This is a genomic window from Pantoea sp. E956-1 (genome assembly GCF_982223955.1).
This window is the reverse complement of the sequence record NZ_CEUYZP010000002.1, coordinates 483,461-505,600: the sequence shown is the minus strand read 5'-3', so window position 1 is coordinate 505,600 and position 22,140 is coordinate 483,461. Positions and strand designations below refer to the sequence as shown.

Below are 22,140 nucleotides of genomic sequence, written 5' to 3'. Positions count from 1 at the left end.
ATGACTGTATTTCCCGTTAAACACAGCAAATTATTGTGCCAGCCCGAGCATCTGTTGCCACGCAGCGAACTGGTACAGCTGATTCAAAAGCTGACACAGAATCTGGTTAACATCACCGATGAGACAGGCGAATTTTTATTACGGCTGGACGATGGCCGGGTGATTGATACCAAAGGCTGGGCGGGTTGGGAATGGACACACGGCATCGGTCTGTATGGCATGCTGCACTACTATCAGCAGACCGGTGATCAGCAGACGCTGACCATTATTGATGAGTGGTTTACGCAGCGTCTGGCGGAAGGCACGCCGACCAAAAATGTGAATACCGTTTGTCCCTTTCTGACGCTGGCCTACCGTTACGAAGAGACCGGGAACCCGGCCTGGGTGCCGGTGCTGGAGCGCTGGGCAGAATGGGTCATGTATGAGATGCCGCGTACCGAACAGGGCGGCCTGCAGCACATTGTCTATAACAATGAAAACCCACAGCAACTCTGGGACGATACGCTGATGATGAGCGTGATGGCGCTGGCTAAAATTGGTCAGTTACTGAAGCGCGATGAGTGGATTGAAGAAGCGAGTTATCAGTTCCTGCTGCACACCCAATATCTGATGGATCGCAAAACCGGCTTATGGTTCCACGGCTGGAACTTTGACGGCCGCCATAACTTTGCTGATGCACGCTGGGCGCGCGGTAACAGCTGGGTGACGATTGTCATTCCCGACTTCCTGGAGATGATGAACTGGCCTGAGCATCACGCTACCCGCCGTTTCCTGCAGCAGGTGCTGGAGACTCAGGTTAAAGCGCTCAGGGAGTGTCAGCACAGCAGCGGATTGTGGCACACTCTGCTTGATGATCCGCACAGCTACCCGGAAGCCTCCGCTACCGCCGGGTTTGCCTATGGCATTCTGAAAGGGGTTCGCAAGCGTTATCTGCCCGTGGAGTATCGTGAGGTGGCAGAAAAAGCGCTGCGCGGCGTGATTGCCAATATTGATGATGATGGCGAGTTAAAACAGGTTTCCTTTGGAACCGCAATGGGCAAGGATCTGGATTACTACCGCACGGTTCCCCTGACCTCGATGCCCTATGGCCAGGCGATGGCCCTGCTCTGCCTGACAGAGTATCTGCGCGTTTACCTCTGAATCCAGGCCAAAAAAAAGCCCCGCTTAGCGGGGCTTTTTCATCGCTATAAATCATTACATGCTGCGGATGTAATCATCCATATCGGTTTTCAGGTTATCGGATTTAGTCCCGAAAATCGCCTGCACACCGGAACCGGCAACCACCACGCCACGGGCGCCGAGGTTTTTCAGTTCAGTCTGATCCACTTTCGCCACATCGGCGACGCTTACACGTAAACGGGTGATACAGGCATCCAGGTTAGTGATGTTCTCTTTACCACCAAACGCCGCCACCAGTTTGCCCGCCATCTCCGTACCGGTCGCGGTAGATTGCTCGCTGCTGCTGCTCTCTTCACGGCCAGGCGTTTTCAGATCCAGCTTCGCGATCAGTACACGGAATATCGTGTAGTAAACCAGACCATAGATGATACCAACAATCGGGAACAGCCAGATTTTACTGCTGTTGCCGCTCAGTACGATAAAGTCGATCAGACCGTGTGAGAAGCTGGTGCCATCACGCATCCCAAGCAGGATACAGATTGGGAATGCCAGACCCGCCAGCAGCGCATGGATCACATACAGGATCGGTGCCACGAACATGAATGAGAATTCAATCGGTTCGGTGATACCGGTCAGGAATGCGGTCAGCGCGGCGGAGATCATGATACCGCCCACTTTGGCGCGATTTTCAGGCTTCGCTGAGTGCCAGATAGCAATCGCTGCCGCTGGCAGACCGTACATTTTGAACAGGAAGCCGCCAGAGAGTTTACCTGCGGTCGGGTCACCCGCCATATAGCGCGGGATATCACCGTGGAACACCTGACCTGCCGCATTGGTGTATTCACCGATCTGCATCTGGAAAGGAACGTTCCAGATGTGATGGAGACCAAAAGGCACCAACGCGCGTTCAATTACGCCATAAATACCAAAGGCGACAACCGGGTTTTGATAGGCCGCCCACTGTGAGAACTCCTGAATCGCGGAACCTATCGGTGGCCAGATAAAGGAGAGCAGTACGCCGAGAATGATCGCTGCCAGACCGGAAATTATCGGTACAAACCGCTTACCGGCAAAGAAGCCCAGATATTCTGGCAGCTTAATGCGGTAGAAACGGTTGAACATGTAAGCGGCGATGGAGCCGGCGATAATACCGCCCAGTACCCCGGTGTCGGCGAGGTGTTTAGCCTCGATCTCCGCCGCAGGCACATGCAGTACCAGCGGGGCAACCACCGCCATGGTTTTCACCATGATGCCATAGGCAACAACCGCTGCCAGCGCCGAAACGCCGTCATTATTGGTAAAGCCCAGCGCCACACCAATAGCGAAAATCAGCGGCATGTTGGCGAACACCGATCCACCCGCTTCTGCCATCACATGCGAAACCACTGCAGGTAACCAGCTGAAATTGGCTGAACCGACTCCTAACAAAATACCGGCAATCGGCAGAACCGATACCGGCAGCATCAGCGATTTACCGACCTTTTGAAGGTTGGCAAAAGCATTTTTGAACATAGCGTGAAGCTCCTGAGTATGAGTGCATATTTGCGCAGAGCGCGTGGCAAAGAGGGAGGATTCTTTGCCGGGCTGGCGGTGACCGCCTTTTGATTTATTACGAAGGGTAAAATAAATCCCGATTTGTTACTTTGACGGGTATCACGTTTCGACAATCACAAGGGCGCACTTTACGAAATTTCTGACTGATCCGCACCAGTAATCGGCGATAAAAAGCTAACCCTGTCTGAAAAAACAGGGTCATATAAGCAGGTTACAGATTAATTACAGAGGCTGAAATAATAGCTGATCAGGCGCCCAGTTGGCTCATCGGAATATGAAACAGCGTGGAGAAGTTTTGGGTGGTGGTGGCTGCCAGCGTTTCTAAATCAACCCCTTTTAGTACAGCCAGATATTCGGCAACATCGCGCGTATAAGCGGGCTGATTCTCTTTACCACGGAAAGGCACCGGGGCCAGATAAGGCGAATCCGTTTCAACCAGCATCCGATCCAGCGGCACATAGCGTGCGGCTTCACGTAACTGCTCAGCATTGCGGAATGTGACGATGCCGGAAAAAGAGATGTAGAAGCCCATATCCAGCAGTTTAGCTGCGGTGGGCTGATCCTCAGTGAAGCAGTGCAGCACGCCGCCGCAACGTTCAACCTGCTCTTCACGCAGAATCGCCAGCGTATCTTCGCGGGCATCACGGGTGTGAACAATGATCGGTTTGTTCAGCGCAATACCGGTACGGATATGTTCGCGAAACGAGCGCTGCTGCTGATCTTTCGTTTCTGGCTGATAGTGATAATCCAGCCCGGTTTCACCCAGGGCCACCACCTGAGGATCGGCAGAGAGCCGACGAAACTCCTCAACATCATAGGCCTCTTCCTGATTCAGCGGATGCACACCGCAGGAGAGCGCTATATTTTTCCGTTCGCCGACCAGACTTTTAAGGGTATGAAAACCCGGCAGCGTGGTGGCGATTGCCAGCATAAATTTCACATCACGCGCCGCCGCTTTGGCGATCACATCATCCAGGTCACGATGGTTCTTTTCATAGTCCAGGCCATCAAGATGGCAATGGGAATCCACAATAAACATAATTACTCTCAGATAGGTTTAGCATACCTGCGCGGGCTTCTGTTTGTCCGCCCAGCTCAGAAGCTGATCGGTCAGCAATAATTCGCGATTTACCGATACCACATGCAGTAATTGCTCGCGACAGCGCATCCACTCCTGGAGGCTGCTGTTGAGCGCGCTGGCAGAAAAGTATCCGGCCAGCAACTGCACCACATCCTGACGATCGATATTACTCAGCCACTGACCTGCATGTTGCTGCCACTTCATTGCATCCAGCAGCAAAGAGAGCAGCCAGCCGATACGCGCTGCCGCGTCGTCGGCATTCAGCGCAGGCAGCAGTTGCAGGATGTCCTGCTGCAACGCAGCGGACAGCGCATCGCAGAGCTTCTGCCGGGCCTGCCACGGCCCGTTTTCCAGCAGGCTGAGCGCCGCACCCGGTGCACCTGCGCTCAGGCGCAGTGCCGCCAGCAGCATCTGTTCGTCTTGCGCAGCGTGCTTCTTCAGCCAGAGCAGACTTTGTCCCTCGTCCGGCGGCGTCAGATGCAGCGTCATGCAGCGGCTGCGTAACGTGGCCAGCAGCCGCGAGGGATCGCGGCTGCTGAGGAAGAACCAGCTGTTGGCTGGCGGCTCTTCCAGCGTTTTCAGCAAGGCGTTGGCCGCCGCTTCCGAAAGCTGCGCGGCATCCGGCAGCCAGACTACTTTCGCGCCGCCCTGCTGACCAAAGTGGTACATTTTTTCCGTAACCTGCCGCACCGCGTCGATGCCCAGGGTACTTTTGCCCTTCTCTGCCTCAAGCCGATACCAGTCAGGATGGGTATGGGCCTGCATCAGCTGGCAACCGTGGCACAGTCCGCAACTTTTCAGGCCATCCCGCTGCTGGCACATCAGCCAGCGGCTCATCCCCCAGACCAGCGCCTCATCGCCCATACCTGGCATCGCCTGGATCAACAACGCATGGTGAGCGCGATTCTCCTGATGCTGGCCAATCACCTGGCGATAAGGCTGATTCAGCCACGGATACCAGTTCATCACGCCTGCTCCGCCAGCCAGCCATCCAGCGCCGCCTTAAGCGACACTGTCACATCACCCAGGGATTGTGTGGCATCAATGGTAATGATAGTGGGATCCTCCGCTGCCAGCGCCAGATAGCGCGCGCGGGTGCGTTCAAAGAAGCGCAATGACTCCTGCTCAATGCGATCCAGCTCACCGCGCGCACGGGCGCGCTGCAGACCAATTTCAGGTGTTACATCAAGATAGAGCGTCAGATCGGGATGGAAATCGCCCAAAACGGTATCGCGTAGCGCCTGCATCAGATCGGCGTCAAGTCCACGTCCGCCCCCCTGATAAGCCTGAGAAGAGAGATCATGTCGGTCGCCGATCACCCAGGCACCGCGAGCCAGCGCCGGTTTAATGACTGTTTCCACCAGCTGAACCCGCGCCGCATAGAGCATGAGCAGTTCCGCTTTATCTGTGACCTGCTCGCCCTCAATACCCTGCTTAACCAGCACCCGCAGCTGTTCTGCCAGCGGCGTTCCGCCAGGCTCACGGGTAAAGACCAGATCGTGAATGCCACGGGCACGCAGCGTGGCGACGATGGCATCACGCGCGGTGGTTTTACCGGCGCCTTCCAGGCCTTCAATGACGATAAACTTACTGTTCATTTTTTTCCTTTAGCGTCTGCCGGTAAACCTGCACCGCCTTGTTATGGCTGGCAAGATTAGTCGTAAAGGTATGGCCGCCCTTGCCGTCCGCAACAAAGTAGAGATAGTTGGTTTTCTCGGGATGGGCCGCTGCCTGCAGGGAGGCTTTACCCGGCATGGCGATCGGACCAGGCGGCAGACCGTTAATGATATAGGTATTGTAAGCGCTGGCCGTTTCAAGATCTTTGCGGGTCAGCGTACCGTTATAGCTGTCGCCCATGCCATAGATGACGGTGGGATCGGTCTGTAACCGCATACCGGTGCGCAGGCGGTTGATAAACACCGAGGCAACGCGCGCGCGCTCTTCGCTGACGCCGGTCTCTTTCTCAATGATTGAGGCCATGGTCACCAGCTCCTGTGGGGTTTTATAGGGCAGATTATCCGCCCGTCCCTGCCACACCTCATCAATGGTTTTTTTCATCCGCTCATGAGCGCGCTGCAGCAGCGCCATATCGGTGGTGTTAGCCGTGTAGAGCCAGGTATCCGGGAAGAAGTTGCCCTCCAGCTGCTCAGGCTCCACTTTTAGTGCGCTGGCAAGGGTGGCGAACTGATCATCTTTCAGGGTATGCCGGATATAAGGCGCTTTGCGCAGCTCACTCAGCCACTCTTTCAGCCGCTGGCCTTCCACGAACCGCACCGGGAACTGCGCCTCTTTACCGCTGGCCAGCAGTTGTAGCAGTGAGCGCACCGTCATGGTCGGCTCAAGGCGATAGGTACCCGCCTTGAAGGTCGCCAGTTCAGGTTCCAGACGCAGCAGCGCGCCAAACCAGATACTGTGCGGAATAATCTTCTGCTCTTCCAGCTGCGCTTCAAGTGCGACCCGGCCCGTGCCGGCAGGCAGCGTGTAGATCGTTTCCTGCTGCAGAGTTAACGGGGTGGCCGCAAACCGCTTAACCTGCCAGTAACTCAGCACAGCCGCGAGACCCACGATCGCCAGCAGGCTGACGACGATTTTTTTGCTTCGAATCATGATGCATCCATTATCTTTTCACAGCTTGCGCGCAACTGATTAAACAGCGAGCGCTCAGTAAACTCTACCGCTTCTATCTGTCGGACCGGCAGGACCGGCATCAGCGCGTTACATATCACCACTTCATCGGCGGCCAGCAACTTCGCCGGTGCGCTTTTTATTACCTGGCAAGCCTGGCCTGCGGCAGCAAGTTGCGCCATCAGACTCCGCCGCATAATGCCATCCACGCCCGACGCTGACAGATCAGGCGTGAAAATTTGCGAGCCCCGACGCCAGAATAAATTGGCCGCACAGCATTCCACCACCCAACCTTCAGTGTCAAGCACCAGCGCCTCGTCGGCGTCTGTCTGGTCAAGATGAGCTCTGATCATCACCTGCTCCAGACGATTAAGGTGCTTGATTCCGGCAAACTGTGGATTACGTGCCAGACGGATCGGGCTGAGTCGGAGTGACGCGCCACGCTGCTGTAAATCGGCGTAGTGTTGCGGCCAGGGCGCCAGCGAGACGATCCGCGTGGGTTCACCACAGCCGCGCCGGCTGTAGCCCCGCCCGCCGCTGCCGGCACTGATAATCACTTTCAGCACCGCCTGGGTTTGTTGCTGCGCGGCCTGTCGCATTTCTGTCTCAAGCTGAAGCCAGTCGACGCCATCAATCCATAACCGCTCACAGCCCTGTCTGAGGCGCTGAATGTGGCTCTCCAGCAGCACGATTTTACCCTGACGCACGGCGGCGGTAGTAAAACAGCCATCCCCAAACTGCAGGCCACGGTCGCTGGCGGCCAGCGTCGATTGTTTTAACCCGTTAATCCACATGGTTCTCTCCTGAGCGTGACTCGTGATTTCAGCGCATTCTGCAGGATAAAAAAAGGCCCGCGATGCGGGCCTTTTTAGCAATCAACAACGATTACACTTTACGGAAGATCAACGAACCGTTGGTTCCGCCGAAACCGAAGGAGTTACACAGGGTGTACTCCAGACCGGGAACCTGACGCGCGGTGTGAGGCACGAAGTCGAGATCGCAGCCCTCATCCGGATTGTCGAGGTTAATGGTCGGTGGAACGGCCTGGTCGCGCAGCGCCAGAATCGAATAGATCGATTCAACCGCGCCTGCTGCACCCAGTAAGTGCCCGGTCATTGATTTGGTCGAACTCACCATCACGCTGCTGGCTGCTGCCCCAAAGACCGATTTCACCGCTCGCGCTTCCGCTTTATCACCCGCTGGCGTGGAGGTGCCGTGCGCGTTGACATAGCCGATCTGCTCTGGCGTAAGCTGAGCATCGCGCAATGCGTTGATCATTGCCGCCGCGGCGCCTGACCCATCTTCTGGTGGTGAAGTCATGTGATAGGCATCGCTGCTCATACCAAAACCTACGATTTCCGCGTAGATTTTCGCACCACGTTTCTTCGCATGTTCATACTCTTCGAGTACCACAATGCCAGCGCCGTCACCCAGCACAAAACCGTCACGATCCTTATCCCACGGGCGGCTGGCCGCTTGCGGGTTTTCATTACGGGTTGAGAGAGCACGTGCTGCACCAAAGCCACCCACGCCTAATGGCGTACTGGCTTTCTCTGTTCCACCCGCCAGCATCACATCAGCATCGTCATAGGCGATGATACGTGCGGCATGACCGATGTTATGCACACCAGAGGTACAGGCTGTCGCGATAGAGATGCTTGGACCTTTCAGGCCATACATGATGCTGAGATGACCCGCCACCATGTTAACGATGGTTGAAGGCACAAAGAATGGGCTGATTTTACGCGGGCCGCCGTTGACCAGTGAAGTATGATTCTCTTCAATCAGACCTAAACCACCGATGCCGGAGCCAATTGCTGCGCCCATACGGCTTGCATTTTCGTCGGTAACAACCAGACCACTGTCCTGCATGGCCTGCATACCGGCCACAATGCCGTACTGGATGAAGGCATCCATCTTGCGCTGATCTTTGCGCGAGATGTAGTCATCACAATTAAAATCTCTTACCAGACCTGCAAAACGCGTTGCATAAGCACTGGTATCAAAATGGTCGATCAGGGTAATGCCGCTCTGACCGGCAAGGAGAGCACTCCAGGTAGACTCTACGGTATTGCCGACAGGAGACAACATGCCAAGACCAGTCACAACTACACGACGCTTAGACACGTTCGTCCTCCAGGGAGGGGAAATAGGGAACTATGTGGGACAAACAAAAAAATCAGGCGGTCGAGCGACCGCCTGAAGATATTCATTAGCCTTTATGGCTATTGATATAGTCGATCGCTGCCTGAACGGTAGTGATTTTCTCAGCTTCTTCGTCTGGAATCTCAGTATCAAACTCTTCTTCCAGAGCCATCACCAGCTCAACGGTATCAAGAGAATCGGCACCCAGGTCTTCTACGAAAGATGCAGAGTTGGTGACTTCTTCCTCTTTCACACCCAGCTGCTCACTGATGATTTTCTTAACGCGTTGTTCGATATCGCTCATACTATTTAATTTCCTATCAAAACTCGCTTTCGCGATGGTTTTCGTAGTGTATAAAATGGTGAAAAAGATGCAACAAAATCCCGGCTGGTCGAACCACGATTTTGCGTTATTTTGCGGTTCTAACCGCAAATAAAGCAAATCATTTCGTGATTTATCAGACCATGTACATTCCGCCATTGACGTGCAGCGTTTCACCTGTGATGTAGGCTGCTTCGTCAGAGGCTAAAAATGCCACAGCATTGGCGATTTCCTGAGCATCGCCTAAGCGACCCGCAGGAACTTCCGCCAAAATACCGGAACGTTGATCTTCGTTCAGTGCCCGCGTCATGTCAGTCTCAATAAAGCCTGGAGCCACGACGTTGACGGTAATGCCACGTGACGCGATTTCGCGCGCCAGTGATTTGCTAAAGCCAATCAAACCCGCTTTTGCTGCCGCATAGTTTGCCTGGCCCGCATTACCCATGGTTCCAACAACGGAACCAATGGTGATGATACGGCCCACGCGCTTTTTCATCATGGCACGCAGGACCGCCTTGGAAAGGCGGAATACCGATGTGAGGTTGGTATCCAGGATGTCCTCCCACTCATCGTCCTTCATGCGCATGAGAAGATTATCACGCGTAATGCCTGCATTATTGACTAAAATATCCACTTCGCCAAATTCAGCACGAATATTCTCTAAAACAGTGCTGATTGAGTCAGCGTCAGTCACATTCAGTAACAGGCCTTTGCCCTTGTCGCCAAGGTAAGCACTGATGGCGTCGGTGCCACTCTGGCTGGTTGCAGTTCCTACCACTTTAGCACCGCGTGCCGCCAGTGTTTCTGCAATCGCACGACCAATGCCGCGACTCGCGCCGGTAACCAGCGCAACTTTACCTTCAAAGCTCATGATTTTCCTCTTATTCCTTACCGAGTGCAGCCGTCAGGGATGCAGTATCGTTAACGGCAGCCGCTGTCAGGCTATCGACAATACGTTTCGTCAGTCCGGTCAGGACCTTACCTGGCCCCATCTCCAGGAGCTGCGTCACGCCCTGTGCTGCCATCGCTTCCACGCTCTCGGTCCAGCGAACCGGGCTGTAGAGCTGACGGACCAGCGCATGGCGGATGGCTGCAGCGTCGGTTTCAGCTTTCACATCGACGTTGTTGATCACCGGTACCGCAGGCGCGTTAAAGGTGATGCTCTCCAGCGCCACCGCCAGTTTATCGGCCGCAGGCTTCATCAGTGCGCAGTGAGAAGGAACGCTGACCGGCAGTGGCAAGGCACGCTTAGCGCCCGCTGCTTTACAGGCGGCACCCGCACGTTCAACGGCTTCTTTGTTACCCGCAATGACCACCTGGCCCGGCGAGTTAAAGTTGACCGGTGAGACAACCTGGCCCTGCGCGCTCTCTTCACAGGCTTTGCGGATAGCCGCGTCATCCAGGCCAATAATCGCCTGCATCGCGCCAGTGCCTTCAGGCACCGCTTCCTGCATCAGTTTGCCGCGCAGTTCAACCAGCTTCACGGCATCAGCAAAGTTAAGCACACCCGCGCAAACCAGCGCTGAATATTCCCCCAGGCTGTGCCCAGCCATCAGGGCTGGCTGTTCACCGCCCTGCTGCTGCCAGACACGGTAGATGGCCACAGAGGCGGCTAACAGTGCAGGCTGAGTCTGCCAGGTTTTGTTTAGCTCTTCAGCCGGACCCTGACTCACTAATTGCCACAGATCATATCCCAGCGCGTCAGAGGCTTCACGGAAGGTCTCTTCTACCAGCGGATACGTTACCGCTAATTCAGTCAGCATGCCCACGGTCTGTGAACCCTGACCGGGAAAAACAAATGCAAGTTGCGTCATCTTTCGTTCCTGTCAATCAAAAGCGAACCAGCGCAGAACCCCAGGTGAATCCACCACCAAAGGCTTCCAGCAGAATAAGGTGTCCGGGTTTGATGCGGCCATCACGGACCGCTTCATCCAGTGCGCTTGGCACCGATGCGGCAGAGGTATTGCCATGACGATCCAGTGTGACGACCACTTTATCCATGGTCATGCCGAGTTTTTTCGCGGTGGCGCTGATAATACGCAGGTTCGCCTGATGCGGCACCAGCCAGTCCAGCATTTCACGATCGAGATTATTGGCCTGCAGCGTTTCATCAACGATGTGAGCCAGCTCGGTGACGGCAACCTTGAAGACTTCGTTGCCTGACATGGTGACATAAGCAGGCTGATCCTGATGCGCACGATCCTGATAAGGCAGCGTCAGCAGCTGTGCATAGCGACCATCAGCATGAAGATGGGTAGAGATAATCCCCTGCTCTTCGCTCTGACCCAGCACGACCGCGCCTGCACCATCACCAAACAGGATGATAGTGCCACGATCTTCCGGATCAAGGGCGCGTGCCAGGACATCAGCGCCAATCACCAGAGCATGCTTCACCGCGCCATTTTTGATGTATTGATCGGCCACGCTCAGTGCATAGGTGAAACCTGCACAGGCGGCAGCGAGGTCAAACGCCGCGCAGTCTTTGATCTCCAGCATTTGCTGGATCATGCAGGCAGAGCTGGGGAAGGCATGGCTGGAAGAGGTTGTGGCGACAATAATCAGCCCAACATCGTTCGCTTCAATGCCTGCCATTTCAAGGGCGCGTTGCGCCGCACTGAATCCCATCGTGGCGACGGTTTCGTCAGGCGCAGCAATACGGCGCTCGCGGATGCCGGTACGGGTAACAATCCACTCGTCCGACGTCTCCACCATTTTTTCCAGATCGGCATTGGTGCGGATCTGGCTTGGCAGATAACTGCCCGTACCGATAATTTTGGTATACATCTAGGCTTTGTCACTCCTGGCTAATACAGCATCAAGGCGCGCAGCAATTCGCTCGGGAATGTGCTGCCTCACCGCCTGCTCTGCCTGTTCTATCGCCACAGCGAAGGCGTGTTGATTTGCCGCACCGTGACTCTTGATCACTGTTCCGCGCAATCCTAACAGACAAGCGCCATTATACTGGTCAGGGTGGAGATGCCCGAAGCGCTTTGTCAGACGTTTCTGAATCCAGCGTCCCAGCAACTGAAGCCACCATGACCGTTTTTTACCTTCCCCTGATGATTTCAGCAGAGAAAGAAACATTCTTACCACGCCTTCCATCGTCTTCAGCGTGACGTTTCCGACAAAACCGTCGCAGACCATCACATCCGTTTTACCGGTGAGCAGTTCGTTACCTTCAAGGTAACCAATATAGTTGATTTGCGGTGATTCTCGCAGCACTGCCGCGGCGTCGCGGATCGTTTCCAGCCCTTTGGTCTCTTCATGACCAATATTGAGCAACGCGACACGGGGCCGTGCAATACCAAGCACATGCTCAGCCATTACCGACCCCATTACGGCAAACTGCACCAGCATTGCACTGTCTGAGCCCACATTTGCGCCCAGATCCAGCACCACGGTTTTACCCTGTTGCTGGTGCGGTAAAACGGACATCAACGCCGGACGTTTAATGCCATCCAGCGGTTTCAATAAGAGTGTCGACAGCCCCATCAGCGCACCGGTATTCCCGGCGCTGATGCAGGCCTGCGCACGTCCCTCTTTAACCATCTCCAGTGCCACACGCATTGAGCTGCCGCGACTGTTGCGGATGGCCTGAGCGGGCCGCGCATCACTTGCAATAACCGATTCGGCAGGGATGACCTGCAAACGCCCCATCAGGGAGGAATCCGCTTTGGCAAGCAATGGCATGAGAGTGTCGGGATGTCCGACCAGAAGAAGGAATAGTTCCGAATGAGAGGCCAGTGCCTGCAATGCTGCAGGCACTGTCACGCAGGGACCGAAGTCCCCGCCCATGGCATCAATCGCCAGGGTCAAACGTGTCAAGGTATCGCCTTGCTAAGCAAGAAACTTACTTAACGATAACCTTGCGACCGCGGTAGTAACCGTCCGCAGTGATGTGGTGACGCAGATGAGTTTCGCCAGAAACTTTATCTACTGACAGAGCAGCAGTGGTCAGCGCATCGTGCGAACGACGCATACCACGCTTAGAACGGGTGGGTTTATTCTGTTGTACGGCCATGGACCTTACTCCTATTACTTACGCTTTAAACTGGCTAATACGGCAAATGGATTTGGTTTCTCCACCTCTGCAGGCAGTTTACCAAAGACCATGTCCGCCTCGGACACTTCACAGTGTTCAGAATCGTGCACCGGAACGACCGGCAGCGCGAGAATAATTTCATCCTCGACAACCGCCAGCAGATCGATCTCACCAAACTCGTTGACATCGACCGGCTCGTACGCTTCCGGCAATGCCTCGGCCTGCTCTTCAGAAGAGACAGGGCTGAAGCAGTAACTCACTTTTACGTGATGAGGAAAGGTCTGGTTGCAGCGCTGGCAACGCAACGTCACTTGTACTTCAGCAGTACCCGTCAGTACTGCCAGACGTTGGTTATCAACCGCAAACGACATGGCACAATCCACATCACTGTCCACACTAACGACCGACTCGGCCACACGCTCCACCTGTACAGATGTGTAGACACCCTGATAATCAAGGCGCTTCTGAGCAGTGCGGACAGGGTCCAGCGTTAGGGGTAATTTTACCTTTTGCATAGGGCGCGCATATTAACTTTGTAATGTCATAGAGTCAAAGAAAAAGGCCGTTATACAGCATCTTTCAACCACTATTCGCATCCAGTGCGGCGCACAGTTTAAAATGACTGTCACCAATTCGCTATCACTATTGAAAAAAAATGACGCCATCGATTCTTTTAGCTTCAACCTCGCCCTTTCGGCAGGCATTACTGCATAAACTTGGCCTGCCTTTTATTACCGCCCCGCCTGAGGTTGATGAGTCACCTCAGCCCGATGAAACCGCTGACGCGCTGGTAACCCGTCTTGCCGTAGCTAAAGCGCAGGCGCTGGCAAAAACGTATCCCAGTCACTGGATAATCGGCTCCGACCAGGTTTGCGTGCTGGATGGCGCAATCGCCGGTAAGCCTCATACGGCTGAGAATGCGCGGGCGCAACTGCGTGCCGCCAGCGGTAAAGCCATAACCTTTTACACCGGCCTGGCGCTATTTCATCCGGTCAGTGGCACGCTGCTGCACTGCTGTGAGCCCTTTGTGGTTCATTTCCGCACGTTAACTGACGCTGAAATCAACGGCTATGTGGAAAAGGAGCAGCCGCTTCAGTGTGCTGGCAGTTTTAAAAGTGAAGGTCTGGGGATTTGTCTGTTTGATCGACTGGAGGGACGCGATCCCAATACGCTGGTCGGGCTGCCGTTGATCGCGCTCAATGAGATGTTGCAGCAGGCCGGCATCAATCCTTTAACGAACTGATGCCGGAGAGATTACGCTTTCAGTTGACGCAGCTTAAGCAGGCATTGCTTCAGGCCATCATCAAGTGGCGCTTCCACCCGCATGACTTCGCCGGTGCCGGGATGCGTAAAGGTCAGCGCCGCAGCATGCAGGAACAGGCGTTTTAAACCGGTTGCCGCCAGCTGACTGTCAAACTCACGTTCTCCGTAGCGATCGTCGAAGGCAATGGGATGCCCGGCATGCAGCGTATGGACGCGAATCTGATGGGTACGTCCGGTGACCGGGCTCGCTTTCACCAGCGTGGCAAACTCGAACCGCTCTTCTACTTTAAAGCGGGTTTCTGAGGCTTTGCCTTCGCTGCTGACGCGCACCACGCGCTCACCGCTCTGCAGGATGTTTTTCAGCAGCGGCGCCTGAACCACCTTCAGGTGTGACGGCCAGTTGCCACGCACCAGGGCCAGATAATCTTTCTGCATCCCCTTTTCACGCAGTTGCTCATGGAGGGAACGCAGCGCCGAACGCTTTTTTGCGACCAGCAGAATGCCGGAGGTGTCACGATCCAGGCGATGCACCAGCTCCAGAAAGCGTGCTTCCGGTCGCAGGGCACGTAACCCTTCAATGACCCCGAAGCTGAGTCCGCTACCGCCATGCACGGCTGTGCCGGAAGGCTTGTTCATCACCAGCAGCGACTCATCTTCAAACAGGATGGCATCGGCCAGTGAAGCCACTTTCGCCAGTTTGGGGGAAACGGCATCTTCATCGCGTTCCGCTACACGAACCGGCGGAATGCGCACTTCATCGCCCTCCTCCAGCTTATATTCTGGCTTGACGCGCTTTTTATTCACCCGCACCTCGCCTTTGCGAACGATGCGATAAATCATGCTTTTGGGCACACCCTTGAGCTGGGTGCGCAAAAAGTTGTCAATGCGTTGTCCGGCATTTTCAGCCGTGATGGCGACAAAATGTACGCCGGGATTCTCTGTTTTCATGGCGGCGATTCTAAATAGTGTCCCCTGATAGCGCCACCCCTTTTTCTGTGCTTAACTCTGGAGTTGATGTGACGGCAGGTCGCTTCTCTGCTGGCTTTTTCAGCAAAGCGCTGTTTTGTCCGACACATTAGCAATTTAAATGTAAAGAAACTTCACAAGCTGGCTAAAGTCGCCTTGCTATATGAAGGTTAGCAATGGAATAATGCTTGAGTTTCTTGCCTGTTGCATTTCAGGGCAGAAAAAGAGCGAAATTGTCATTTTGCCGGATTGAGCAGACACGCAGCAATGGCGTAAGACGTAATGCGAAATCAGGCACTTAGCGGGCTGCGGGTTGCGGCCTGGACAACAGTATGGGATGCACGGGTTTTCTTTATTCTCTCAGGCATTTCCACTATCTGGTGCTGTTTTCCCTTATGAAAAACAGGCCACCGACGTTATTTGCGCCCCTCGCGCGGTCGACAGCCGTGAGGTTGACGACATTGCACTAAGTCACGGGGCCATCGGTTGATACTCGTCCAGGATAACTATGCCCGCAGCTGTAATCACTCATGAAAGAATAACGAGTAAGTCACGATGAAAAGAATGTTAATAAACGCAACTCAGCAGGAGGAGTTGCGCGTTGCCCTGGTTGACGGTCAGCGTCTGTACGATCTGGATATTGAAAGTCCTGGACACGAGCAGAAAAAAGCCAACATTTACAAAGGTAAAATCACTCGCATTGAACCCAGCCTTGAAGCTGCGTTTGTCGATTACGGCGCAGAGCGTCACGGTTTCCTCCCGTTAAAAGAAATCTCCCGCGAATACTTCCCCTCCAGCTACAACGCGCATGGTCGTCCGAATATTAAAGACGTGCTGCGTGAAGGTCAGGAAGTCATTGTTCAGATCGATAAAGAAGAACGCGGCAATAAAGGCGCTGCGCTGACCACCTTTATCTCTCTGGCGGGCAGCTATCTGGTACTGATGCCGAATAACCCACGTGCAGGCGGTATCTCTCGCCGCATCGAAGGTGACGATCGTACCGAACTGAAAGAAGCCCTGTCGGCGCTGGAACTGCCGGAAGGCATGGGCCTGATTGTCCGTACTGCGGGCGTCGGTAAATCAGCCGAATCGCTGCAGTGGGATTTAAGCTTCCGTCTCAAACACTGGGAAGCGATCAAAAAAGCCGCTGAAAACCGCCCTGCTCCGTTCCTGATCCATCAGGAAAGTAACGTGATTGTGCGTGCCTTCCGCGACTATCTGCGTCAGGACATCGGTGAAATCCTTATCGATAACCCGAAAGTACTGGAACTGGCGCGTCAGCATATCGCTGCGCTGGGCCGTCCGGACTTCAGCAGCAAAATTAAGCTCTACACCGGTGAAATCCCGCTGTTCAGCCACTATCAGATCGAATCGCAAATCGAATCCGCTTTCCAGCGTGAAGTCCGCCTGCCTTCCGGTGGCTCGATTGTGATCGACAGTACCGAAGCGCTGACCGCTATCGATATCAACTCAGCACGTGCAACGCGCGGCGGTGATATCGAAGAGACGGCGTTCAACACCAACCTTGAAGCGGCCGATGAGATTGCTCGTCAGCTGCGTCTGCGTGACCTGGGCGGCCTGATCGTTATCGATTACATCGATATGACGCCGGTACGCCATCAGCGCGCGGTTGAGAATCGTCTGCGTGAAGCTGTCCGTCAGGACCGCGCCCGCATTCAGATCAGCCACATTTCACGTTTCGGCCTGCTGGAGATGTCCCGTCAGCGTCTGAGCCCGTCATTAGGTGAATCCAGTCATCACGTCTGCCCACGCTGTAGCGGCACCGGCACCATCCGTGATAACGAATCACTGGCGCTGTCGATCCTGCGTCTGATTGAAGAAGAAGCGCTGAAAGACAACACCAAAGAAGTTCACGCCATTGTTCCGGTTCAGGTGGCCTCTTACCTGCTGAATGAAAAACGTGAAGCGGTTAACGCTATTGAAACACGCCAGGGTGGCGTGCGGGCTATCATCGTTCCTGACGACAAGATGCAGACCCCACACTACTCCGTGCTGCGCGTGCGCAAAGGCGAAGAGACGCAGACCCTGAGCTATCATCTGCCGAAGCTGCATGAAGCCGAAATGGCGATGCCGTCGGAAGAGGAACACGCTGAACGTCGTCGTCCTGAGCAGCCTGCTCTGGCCGCGTTTGTGATGCCTGATGCGCCTCCGGCACCGGTAGAAGTTGAGCCAGAAGCGCAGCGCGCTGAAGCCCAGCCAGCCGCAAAAGCAGCACCCACTGTGGCTGCGCCTGCTACCGTCAGCACCGGCTTCTTTGGCCGTCTGCTTGGTGGCCTGAAAAAAATGTTCGCAGGCGAAGAAGCCCCTGCCGCCGCACCCGTGGCCACTGAGGTTGCAGAGCCGCAGAAAGCACCGGAAAGCGAGCAGGAAAACGGCAACGGCCGTGGCGAGCGCCGCAGCAACAATAACAACCGTCGTAACAATAATCGCCGTGAGCGTACGCCGCGTAACGGAGATAACGCGCAGTCGCGTGAAGGCCGTGAACCACGCGAAAGCCGTGAGCCGCGTGAAAACCGCGAACCTCGTGAAAGTCGTGAACCGCGCGAAAGTCGCGAGCCACGTGAGAATCGCGAGCCGCGCGAGGGCAACGATAATCGCCGCAATAAGCGTCAGTCCCAGTCTGGTGAAGTGCGTGAAGAGCGTCCGGCACTGAGCGAAGAAGCGCGCCAGCAGCGTGATGAGCAGCAGCAACAGCGCCGTGAACAGCGTGCTGAGCGTCAGCGTCGTCGTCAGGAAGAGAAACGCGCCGGTGAAGAAGCTGCCAAAGTGGCTGAGCAGCCGGTAGTGGTAGCCGACGTTCCGGACGTGACCGAGCCGCAGGATGATGAGCGCGTTCAGGTTATGCCGCGTCGCAAGCCGCGTCAGCTGAACCAGAAGGTGCGTGTTGATGATAACCGTCCACCTATGCCAGCCGAAGCCAGCGATTTTGCCCAGCCGGCTGAAATGCTTCAGCCTCAGCAGACAGACGTGGCTCAGCCGCAGCCTGAGTTCCAGGCACCGCAGGGTGAAGAGCAGGATGATAACGATAACCGTGATAACGCCAATATGCCGCGTCGTTCACGTCGTTCGCCTCGTCATCTGCGCGTCAGCGGACAGCGTCGTCGTCGTTACCGTGATGAGCGTTATCCGACTCAGTCAGCCATGCCGCTGGCCGCTGCAGCTGCATCACCAGAGATGGCATCCGGTAAAGTCTGGATCCGTTACCCGGTGAGCCAGGCCAGCGAAGAGCAGGTTCAGAATGTGACTCACGAGACGCCAGCGTACAACCGCGAAGAGACAGCAGACGCTGCCAGTGCGCTGCCCGTTGCTGCCGCAGTTGAATCTGTTGCTCAGGAAGCGCCAGTGCAACAGGCCGAGCCGCAGGCAGAAACGCCAGTGCCGGTCGTGAACACTGACGATACCCGTGCTATCGACGTGCCTGTTGACGAGCAGCCTTCCGTTGTTCCGGCGGCAGATGAAGCAAAAGCGGAAGCAGTAGCAGCCGAAGCCGTGCCTGCTGAGCCTGTCACTGAAACGCCGGTTGTGACACCAGCGGTTGAGACGGCACAGCCTGCAGCGGTTGCAGAAGAAGCACAGCCTGCAGAGGTTGCTGAGCAATCGGCTACCGACGTCAGCGAAGCGATCGCAGCAGAAGTTGAAGAAGTTCTGAATGCGCCGGTCGCTGCAGAAGCTGAAACAGTGCCTGTTCGTGAACCTCATGCTCCGGTAGCCGCACGCGATGTCGCCCCTGCAGCACCGGTGACTGCGGCCGAACCTGTTGTATCAGTGCCTGCAACGGCATCCGTGCCTGCAACTGCCTCAGTGCCGAATGACGGTACGCGCTGGAAGCATTTTGCCTCTGCGCCGATGACTAAAGCGCCTGCGCCAGTCTGGCAGTCAGAACCGGCACCGCACAGTGACTGGGTGCGTGCGCCCTATGAGTTCGACGGTCGCGGTTCTGCGGGTGGTCATAGCGCCACACATCATGCCACTGCCCCGGCGACCAAGCCGTAACGCATAAGCTGTTGTGAACTGAACCCCGGCCTGCAAGCCGGGGTTTTTTTATGCCTGCGATTCTGCCCGCCTGCTGACAGAGGATAATCAGCCTTCCCCTTCTCGTTTATCAGCACTCAGGAAAGTGCGTGTGGGGTGGCGTGTGTGAAAGCGTAAAGCGTGAAAGCAGGACTGCCATGCGAGCAGCCTGCGATGTAAATTAAGCCGGTTTAATTTCTATGGTTCCCGCCACCGGCTGAATCGCAGGCAAAAAAATCCCACCCTCCTTTAGCGGCAGGGTGGGAAAAAGTAAGCGTATCCGGTTAAAGTACGCTCAAAATTTCAGGTCAGACTACGAGTTCATCTGGAACAGCGACATCTTAGACATGTCGGTAAAGGTCTTATAAGACGCCTGTAATGCCGTCTGCTGCATGGTGTAGTTCGAAGCCGCTTCGGTTAAATCCACGTTAACCAGGTCACTCATCTGCGAGCTGTAAATCACACTACGGTCATCGCCCTGGGCATTCAGCGTATCGATCTCTGAAAGCTGAATACCAATCTCAGAACGCACGGTTAAGACATTATTCAGCGAGTTACCCAGGCCACGGTTGGTTTTATCCATCGCCGCCTGGAAGGTCTGTTTGGTTGCCGCGTCAGCATCATCCTGCGGCACTTTCAGTGCGGCAATGGCGCTATCCAGCATCGTAAACACGTTCGTTTCGCTGGCACTGCCATCCGGCTCTTTGGTGGCATTGCCGGAGATCGCCATAAAGACATTGTCACCGGTATGGCCCACGGTCATGGTACGGCTGGTGTCGACCTTCTGAGTGATCGCATCGGTGCCGCCTGCGTAGCCGACGCCGGTACCCGCCGCATCCACAAATGGCGGGCTGTCAGTTTTATAACCGGCAAAAATATAGCGGCCATTGGCATCCTGGCTGTTTGCCTGGTTCAGCAACTGGGCGCGGATACCCTCCAGCTGGGTAGCAATCGAACCACGGTCATCGTCGCTCAGCGTACCGGTTGAACCGTTGACGATCAGCCCTTGCGCCGCAATGATCCCATCGGTGACGCCTTTCAGCGTATTCTCTTCCAGTGACAGCCCCTGCTCGGCAAAGGTACGCGCCAGCTCATACTGCTTGCCCTGCTGCTGGGTTTGTGACAACACGACAGCACGAGAAGCGGCAATCGGATCGTCCGAAGGATTATTCACACGGCGACCGCTGGAAAGCTCCTGGCCTGATTTCAGCCAGGAGGCCTGTGAGTCAGTGATGCCGCGCACCTGCTGCTCAAAAATCATATTGGTACTGATTCGCATGTTATCTCCTGCCCTTAGCGAATATTGATCAATGCATTAAACACGGTGCTGGCAGTCTGCAGCACCTGCGCATTGGCCATGTAATATTGCTGATATTTGGTCAGGTTGGCGTACTCCTCATCGAGGTTTACCCCAGAGACCGATTGCTGGCGCTGGGTCAGCTGACTGACCACGCTTTTCTGAGTGGTGCTGGTGGTTTCCAGTGAACTGGTTTTGTTACCCACGCTGCTGACGATGGTGGCGTAGGCCTGAGACAGCGTGGCGTTGCCGCCGACCAGTTTCACATCCTGCAGATTCAGCAGTTTTTGCGCATTACGGTTATCACTCTCGCCGCCTGCTGCACCCGCGGCGGCGACCTGCGATTCACTGGTGATCGCGACTGACATATCGTTGATAGCGTTCTGGACCGGCTTCACAAGGAAACTGTCTTTGGCAGCAGGTGCAGGCGTGCCGGCGACGGTCAGTTTCAGGCCGTCAAAGCTCAGCGTGGTGTTGCCACTGGCATCGGTACCAGGCGTGATGGTAACAGCCGTACTGTCTGAGGCGCGGGTCGCGGTCCAGTTATTGCCGTCATAACTCACGGTGTAGTTGGACGCTTTCAGTGCACTGGTATCGGTCCACTCAGCGGTGACGGACGCGGCGGTGCTGTTTTTACTGTTGCCCACCACAATCGGGCTGCCGATATTAAAGAAATCGACGCCCTGATTGCCTTTGCTATCAAAGCCCTGCTTGTGGACATCGTTGAAGCTGGTGGTAAACGCCGCCGCTAACTGACCCAGCTGGTTCTGTGCCAGATCCAGATCCTGAGTACGGAACGCCAGCAGACCACCCAGCGAACCGGTGGTGATCAGCTTTTCCGGGATTTCGACGTTGCCCGCCTGTTTATCGACATAGCCGATGGTGGTGCGGGTCGGATCGCTGCTGGAGGGCATCGCCACCAGATCGTGAGATTTGTCGCCGTTCACCAGCGTCAGGCCATTGGCCATCGCGACCGTGTAACCGCCGCCATCCTGCTGCGATACCGTCACACCAACCACGTCATTCAGGGTGTTCACCAGCTGATCGCGCTTATCGAGCAGATCGTTAGGTGCAGCACCGTTTGCCGTGCTCAGTTTGCCAATCTGTTTATTCAGATCGGCAATCTGGCTGGTGAGGGTATTGACCTGCTTGATGCTGGAATCGACATCGGCATTGACGCTGTTCTGCATATTATTCAGGTATTGCGCTGACGTCTGGAACTGGCTGACCAGCCCCTGCGCATTGCTGAGCATCGACTGACGCGCCGACGGATCGTTGGCGTTGCTGACCACGTTCTGCAGGTTGGTAAAGAAGCCCTGCAGCGAGGTCGACAGGCTGGTAGTCGAGGTCGACAGCAGATCGTCAATGTTAGAAATCTGGCTGTGCTGGGTGCTTACCGCGCTGTAGTTCGCGCTGGAACCGCGCAGCTGTGTGGCAATAAATGCATCATATTCACGTTGTACACCGGTGATATTCACGCCGTTACCATAATAGCTATTGCCCTGCAGGGTACTGTTCGCCTGCGCCAGTACCGTGGTCTGACGTGAATAGCCCGCCACGGTGTAATTGGAAATGTTGTTACTGGTGGTGCTCAGAGCGGCCTGCGCGGCACTCAATCCGCTCATCGCGGAGTTAATTATGCTGGACATCTCGGTTCCTTACGTTCCCCGTCAACCGTGCGGGCAGACATCAGA

Annotated in this window: 20 protein-coding genes; 3 read left to right on the top strand and 17 right to left on the bottom strand. The window is 55.4% G+C overall.

Going from position 1 to position 22,140, the window contains the following annotated elements:
* Window positions 1-1,140, top strand: coding sequence for a beta-galactosidase BglB (gene bglB, locus AC0T7J_RS09910; RefSeq protein ID WP_473793791.1), 1,140 nt, complete (start codon window positions 1-3; stop codon window positions 1,138-1,140).
* Window positions 1,141-1,194: 54 nt separating this feature from the next.
* On the opposite strand, the gene ptsG is transcribed toward bglB, so the two are convergent.
* The 14 genes from ptsG to yceD form a co-directional block, all read right to left on the bottom strand.
* Window positions 1,195-2,631: a PTS glucose transporter subunit IIBC gene (ptsG, locus tag AC0T7J_RS09905; protein ID WP_473793789.1), complete on the bottom strand. Its 1,437-nt coding sequence runs from the start codon at window positions 2,629-2,631 to the stop codon at window positions 1,195-1,197.
* Between the two features lie 289 nt (window positions 2,632-2,920).
* Window positions 2,921-3,712, bottom strand: a complete 792-nt coding sequence (locus AC0T7J_RS09900; protein ID WP_033757273.1) for a metal-dependent hydrolase — start codon at window positions 3,710-3,712, stop codon at window positions 2,921-2,923.
* Between the two features lie 18 nt (window positions 3,713-3,730).
* A complete protein-coding gene (gene holB, locus AC0T7J_RS09895; protein WP_473793982.1) occupies window positions 3,731-4,720 on the bottom strand; it encodes a DNA polymerase III subunit delta' in 990 nt (329 codons plus the stop codon).
* A complete protein-coding gene (tmk, locus tag AC0T7J_RS09890; protein ID WP_473793787.1) occupies window positions 4,720-5,352 on the bottom strand; it encodes a dTMP kinase in 633 nt (210 codons plus the stop codon). Before tmk ends, holB begins: the two co-directional genes overlap by 1 nt.
* Window positions 5,342-6,361 (bottom strand): cell division protein YceG, encoded by a 1,020-nt coding sequence (gene yceG, locus AC0T7J_RS09885; RefSeq protein WP_031592470.1) that lies wholly within the window; start codon window positions 6,359-6,361, stop codon window positions 5,342-5,344. Before yceG ends, tmk begins: the two co-directional genes overlap by 11 nt.
* A complete protein-coding gene (gene pabC / locus AC0T7J_RS09880) occupies window positions 6,358-7,173 on the bottom strand; it encodes an aminodeoxychorismate lyase (protein ID WP_473793786.1) in 816 nt (271 codons plus the stop codon). Before pabC ends, yceG begins: the two co-directional genes overlap by 4 nt.
* Window positions 7,174-7,264: 91 nt before the next feature.
* Complete coding sequence (gene fabF / locus AC0T7J_RS09875; protein ID WP_473793784.1) at window positions 7,265-8,506, bottom strand: beta-ketoacyl-ACP synthase II; 1,242 nt, start codon at window positions 8,504-8,506, stop codon at window positions 7,265-7,267.
* A gap of 85 nt (window positions 8,507-8,591) precedes the next feature.
* A complete protein-coding gene (gene acpP / locus AC0T7J_RS09870; RefSeq protein ID WP_003849865.1) occupies window positions 8,592-8,828 on the bottom strand; it encodes an acyl carrier protein in 237 nt (78 codons plus the stop codon).
* Between the two features lie 154 nt (window positions 8,829-8,982).
* Window positions 8,983-9,717: a 3-oxoacyl-ACP reductase FabG gene (fabG, locus tag AC0T7J_RS09865; RefSeq protein ID WP_473793782.1), complete on the bottom strand. Its 735-nt coding sequence runs from the start codon at window positions 9,715-9,717 to the stop codon at window positions 8,983-8,985.
* Window positions 9,718-9,727: 10 nt separating this feature from the next.
* A complete protein-coding gene (fabD, locus tag AC0T7J_RS09860) occupies window positions 9,728-10,660 on the bottom strand; it encodes an ACP S-malonyltransferase (RefSeq protein ID WP_473793780.1) in 933 nt (310 codons plus the stop codon).
* Between the two features lie 16 nt (window positions 10,661-10,676).
* Complete coding sequence (locus AC0T7J_RS09855) at window positions 10,677-11,630, bottom strand: beta-ketoacyl-ACP synthase III (protein WP_031592468.1); 954 nt, start codon at window positions 11,628-11,630, stop codon at window positions 10,677-10,679.
* The gene (gene plsX, locus AC0T7J_RS09850; RefSeq protein ID WP_473793778.1) at window positions 11,631-12,671 is read right to left on the bottom strand and encodes a phosphate acyltransferase PlsX; all 1,041 of its coding nucleotides are present in this window, start codon (window positions 12,669-12,671) and stop codon (window positions 11,631-11,633) included. It lies immediately after the preceding gene.
* 25 nt (window positions 12,672-12,696) lie between these two features.
* Complete coding sequence (gene rpmF, locus AC0T7J_RS09845) at window positions 12,697-12,867, bottom strand: 50S ribosomal protein L32 (RefSeq protein WP_003849870.1); 171 nt, start codon at window positions 12,865-12,867, stop codon at window positions 12,697-12,699.
* Between the two features lie 14 nt (window positions 12,868-12,881).
* Window positions 12,882-13,403, bottom strand: coding sequence for a 23S rRNA accumulation protein YceD (gene yceD, locus AC0T7J_RS09840; protein ID WP_010246346.1), 522 nt, complete (start codon window positions 13,401-13,403; stop codon window positions 12,882-12,884).
* Between the two features lie 140 nt (window positions 13,404-13,543).
* On the opposite strand from yceD, the gene AC0T7J_RS09835 reads away from it, so the two are divergent.
* Window positions 13,544-14,131: a Maf family protein gene (locus AC0T7J_RS09835; RefSeq protein WP_473793775.1), complete on the top strand. Its 588-nt coding sequence runs from the start codon at window positions 13,544-13,546 to the stop codon at window positions 14,129-14,131.
* 11 nt (window positions 14,132-14,142) lie between these two features.
* On the opposite strand, the gene rluC is transcribed toward AC0T7J_RS09835, so the two are convergent.
* Complete coding sequence (rluC, locus tag AC0T7J_RS09830) at window positions 14,143-15,099, bottom strand: 23S rRNA pseudouridine(955/2504/2580) synthase RluC (protein ID WP_010246350.1); 957 nt, start codon at window positions 15,097-15,099, stop codon at window positions 14,143-14,145.
* A 573-nt stretch (window positions 15,100-15,672) separates the two neighbouring features.
* Here rluC and rne point away from each other — a divergent pair.
* The gene (gene rne, locus AC0T7J_RS09825; RefSeq protein ID WP_473793773.1) at window positions 15,673-19,131 is read left to right on the top strand and encodes a ribonuclease E; all 3,459 of its coding nucleotides are present in this window, start codon (window positions 15,673-15,675) and stop codon (window positions 19,129-19,131) included.
* 331 nt (window positions 19,132-19,462) lie between these two features.
* Here the strand turns inward: rne and flgL are convergent, their stop codons facing one another.
* Window positions 19,463-20,428: a flagellar hook-associated protein FlgL gene (gene flgL, locus AC0T7J_RS09820; RefSeq protein ID WP_473793771.1), complete on the bottom strand. Its 966-nt coding sequence runs from the start codon at window positions 20,426-20,428 to the stop codon at window positions 19,463-19,465.
* A 14-nt stretch (window positions 20,429-20,442) separates the two neighbouring features.
* On the bottom strand, window positions 20,443-22,095 hold the full coding sequence (gene flgK, locus AC0T7J_RS09815; RefSeq protein ID WP_473793769.1) for a flagellar hook-associated protein FlgK: 1,653 nt from the start codon (window positions 22,093-22,095) through the stop codon (window positions 20,443-20,445).
* Window positions 22,096-22,140 lie beyond the last annotated feature (45 nt).

Coding starts and splice junctions, on each gene's coding strand:
- bglB (WP_473793791.1), top strand. CDS start 1: ATGACTGTATTTCCCGTTAAACACAGCAAATTATTGTGCCAGCCCGAG.
- ptsG (WP_473793789.1), bottom strand. CDS start 2,631: ATGTTCAAAAATGCTTTTGCCAACCTTCAAAAGGTCGGTAAATCGCTG.
- AC0T7J_RS09900 (WP_033757273.1), bottom strand. CDS start 3,712: ATGTTTATTGTGGATTCCCATTGCCATCTTGATGGCCTGGACTATGAA.
- holB (WP_473793982.1), bottom strand. CDS start 4,720: ATGAACTGGTATCCGTGGCTGAATCAGCCTTATCGCCAGGTGATTGGC.
- tmk (WP_473793787.1), bottom strand. CDS start 5,352: ATGAACAGTAAGTTTATCGTCATTGAAGGCCTGGAAGGCGCCGGTAAA.
- yceG (WP_031592470.1), bottom strand. CDS start 6,361: ATGATTCGAAGCAAAAAAATCGTCGTCAGCCTGCTGGCGATCGTGGGT.
- pabC (WP_473793786.1), bottom strand. CDS start 7,173: ATGTGGATTAACGGGTTAAAACAATCGACGCTGGCCGCCAGCGACCGT.
- acpP (WP_003849865.1), bottom strand. CDS start 8,828: ATGAGCGATATCGAACAACGCGTTAAGAAAATCATCAGTGAGCAGCTG.
- fabG (WP_473793782.1), bottom strand. CDS start 9,717: ATGAGCTTTGAAGGTAAAGTTGCGCTGGTTACCGGCGCGAGTCGCGGC.
- fabD (WP_473793780.1), bottom strand. CDS start 10,660: ATGACGCAACTTGCATTTGTTTTTCCCGGTCAGGGTTCACAGACCGTG.
- AC0T7J_RS09855 (WP_031592468.1), bottom strand. CDS start 11,630: ATGTATACCAAAATTATCGGTACGGGCAGTTATCTGCCAAGCCAGATC.
- rpmF (WP_003849870.1), bottom strand. CDS start 12,867: ATGGCCGTACAACAGAATAAACCCACCCGTTCTAAGCGTGGTATGCGT.
- yceD (WP_010246346.1), bottom strand. CDS start 13,403: ATGCAAAAGGTAAAATTACCCCTAACGCTGGACCCTGTCCGCACTGCT.
- AC0T7J_RS09835 (WP_473793775.1), top strand. CDS start 13,544: ATGACGCCATCGATTCTTTTAGCTTCAACCTCGCCCTTTCGGCAGGCA.
- rluC (WP_010246350.1), bottom strand. CDS start 15,099: ATGAAAACAGAGAATCCCGGCGTACATTTTGTCGCCATCACGGCTGAA.
- rne (WP_473793773.1), top strand. CDS start 15,673: ATGAAAAGAATGTTAATAAACGCAACTCAGCAGGAGGAGTTGCGCGTT.
- flgL (WP_473793771.1), bottom strand. CDS start 20,428: ATGCGAATCAGTACCAATATGATTTTTGAGCAGCAGGTGCGCGGCATC.
- flgK (WP_473793769.1), bottom strand. CDS start 22,095: ATGTCCAGCATAATTAACTCCGCGATGAGCGGATTGAGTGCCGCGCAG.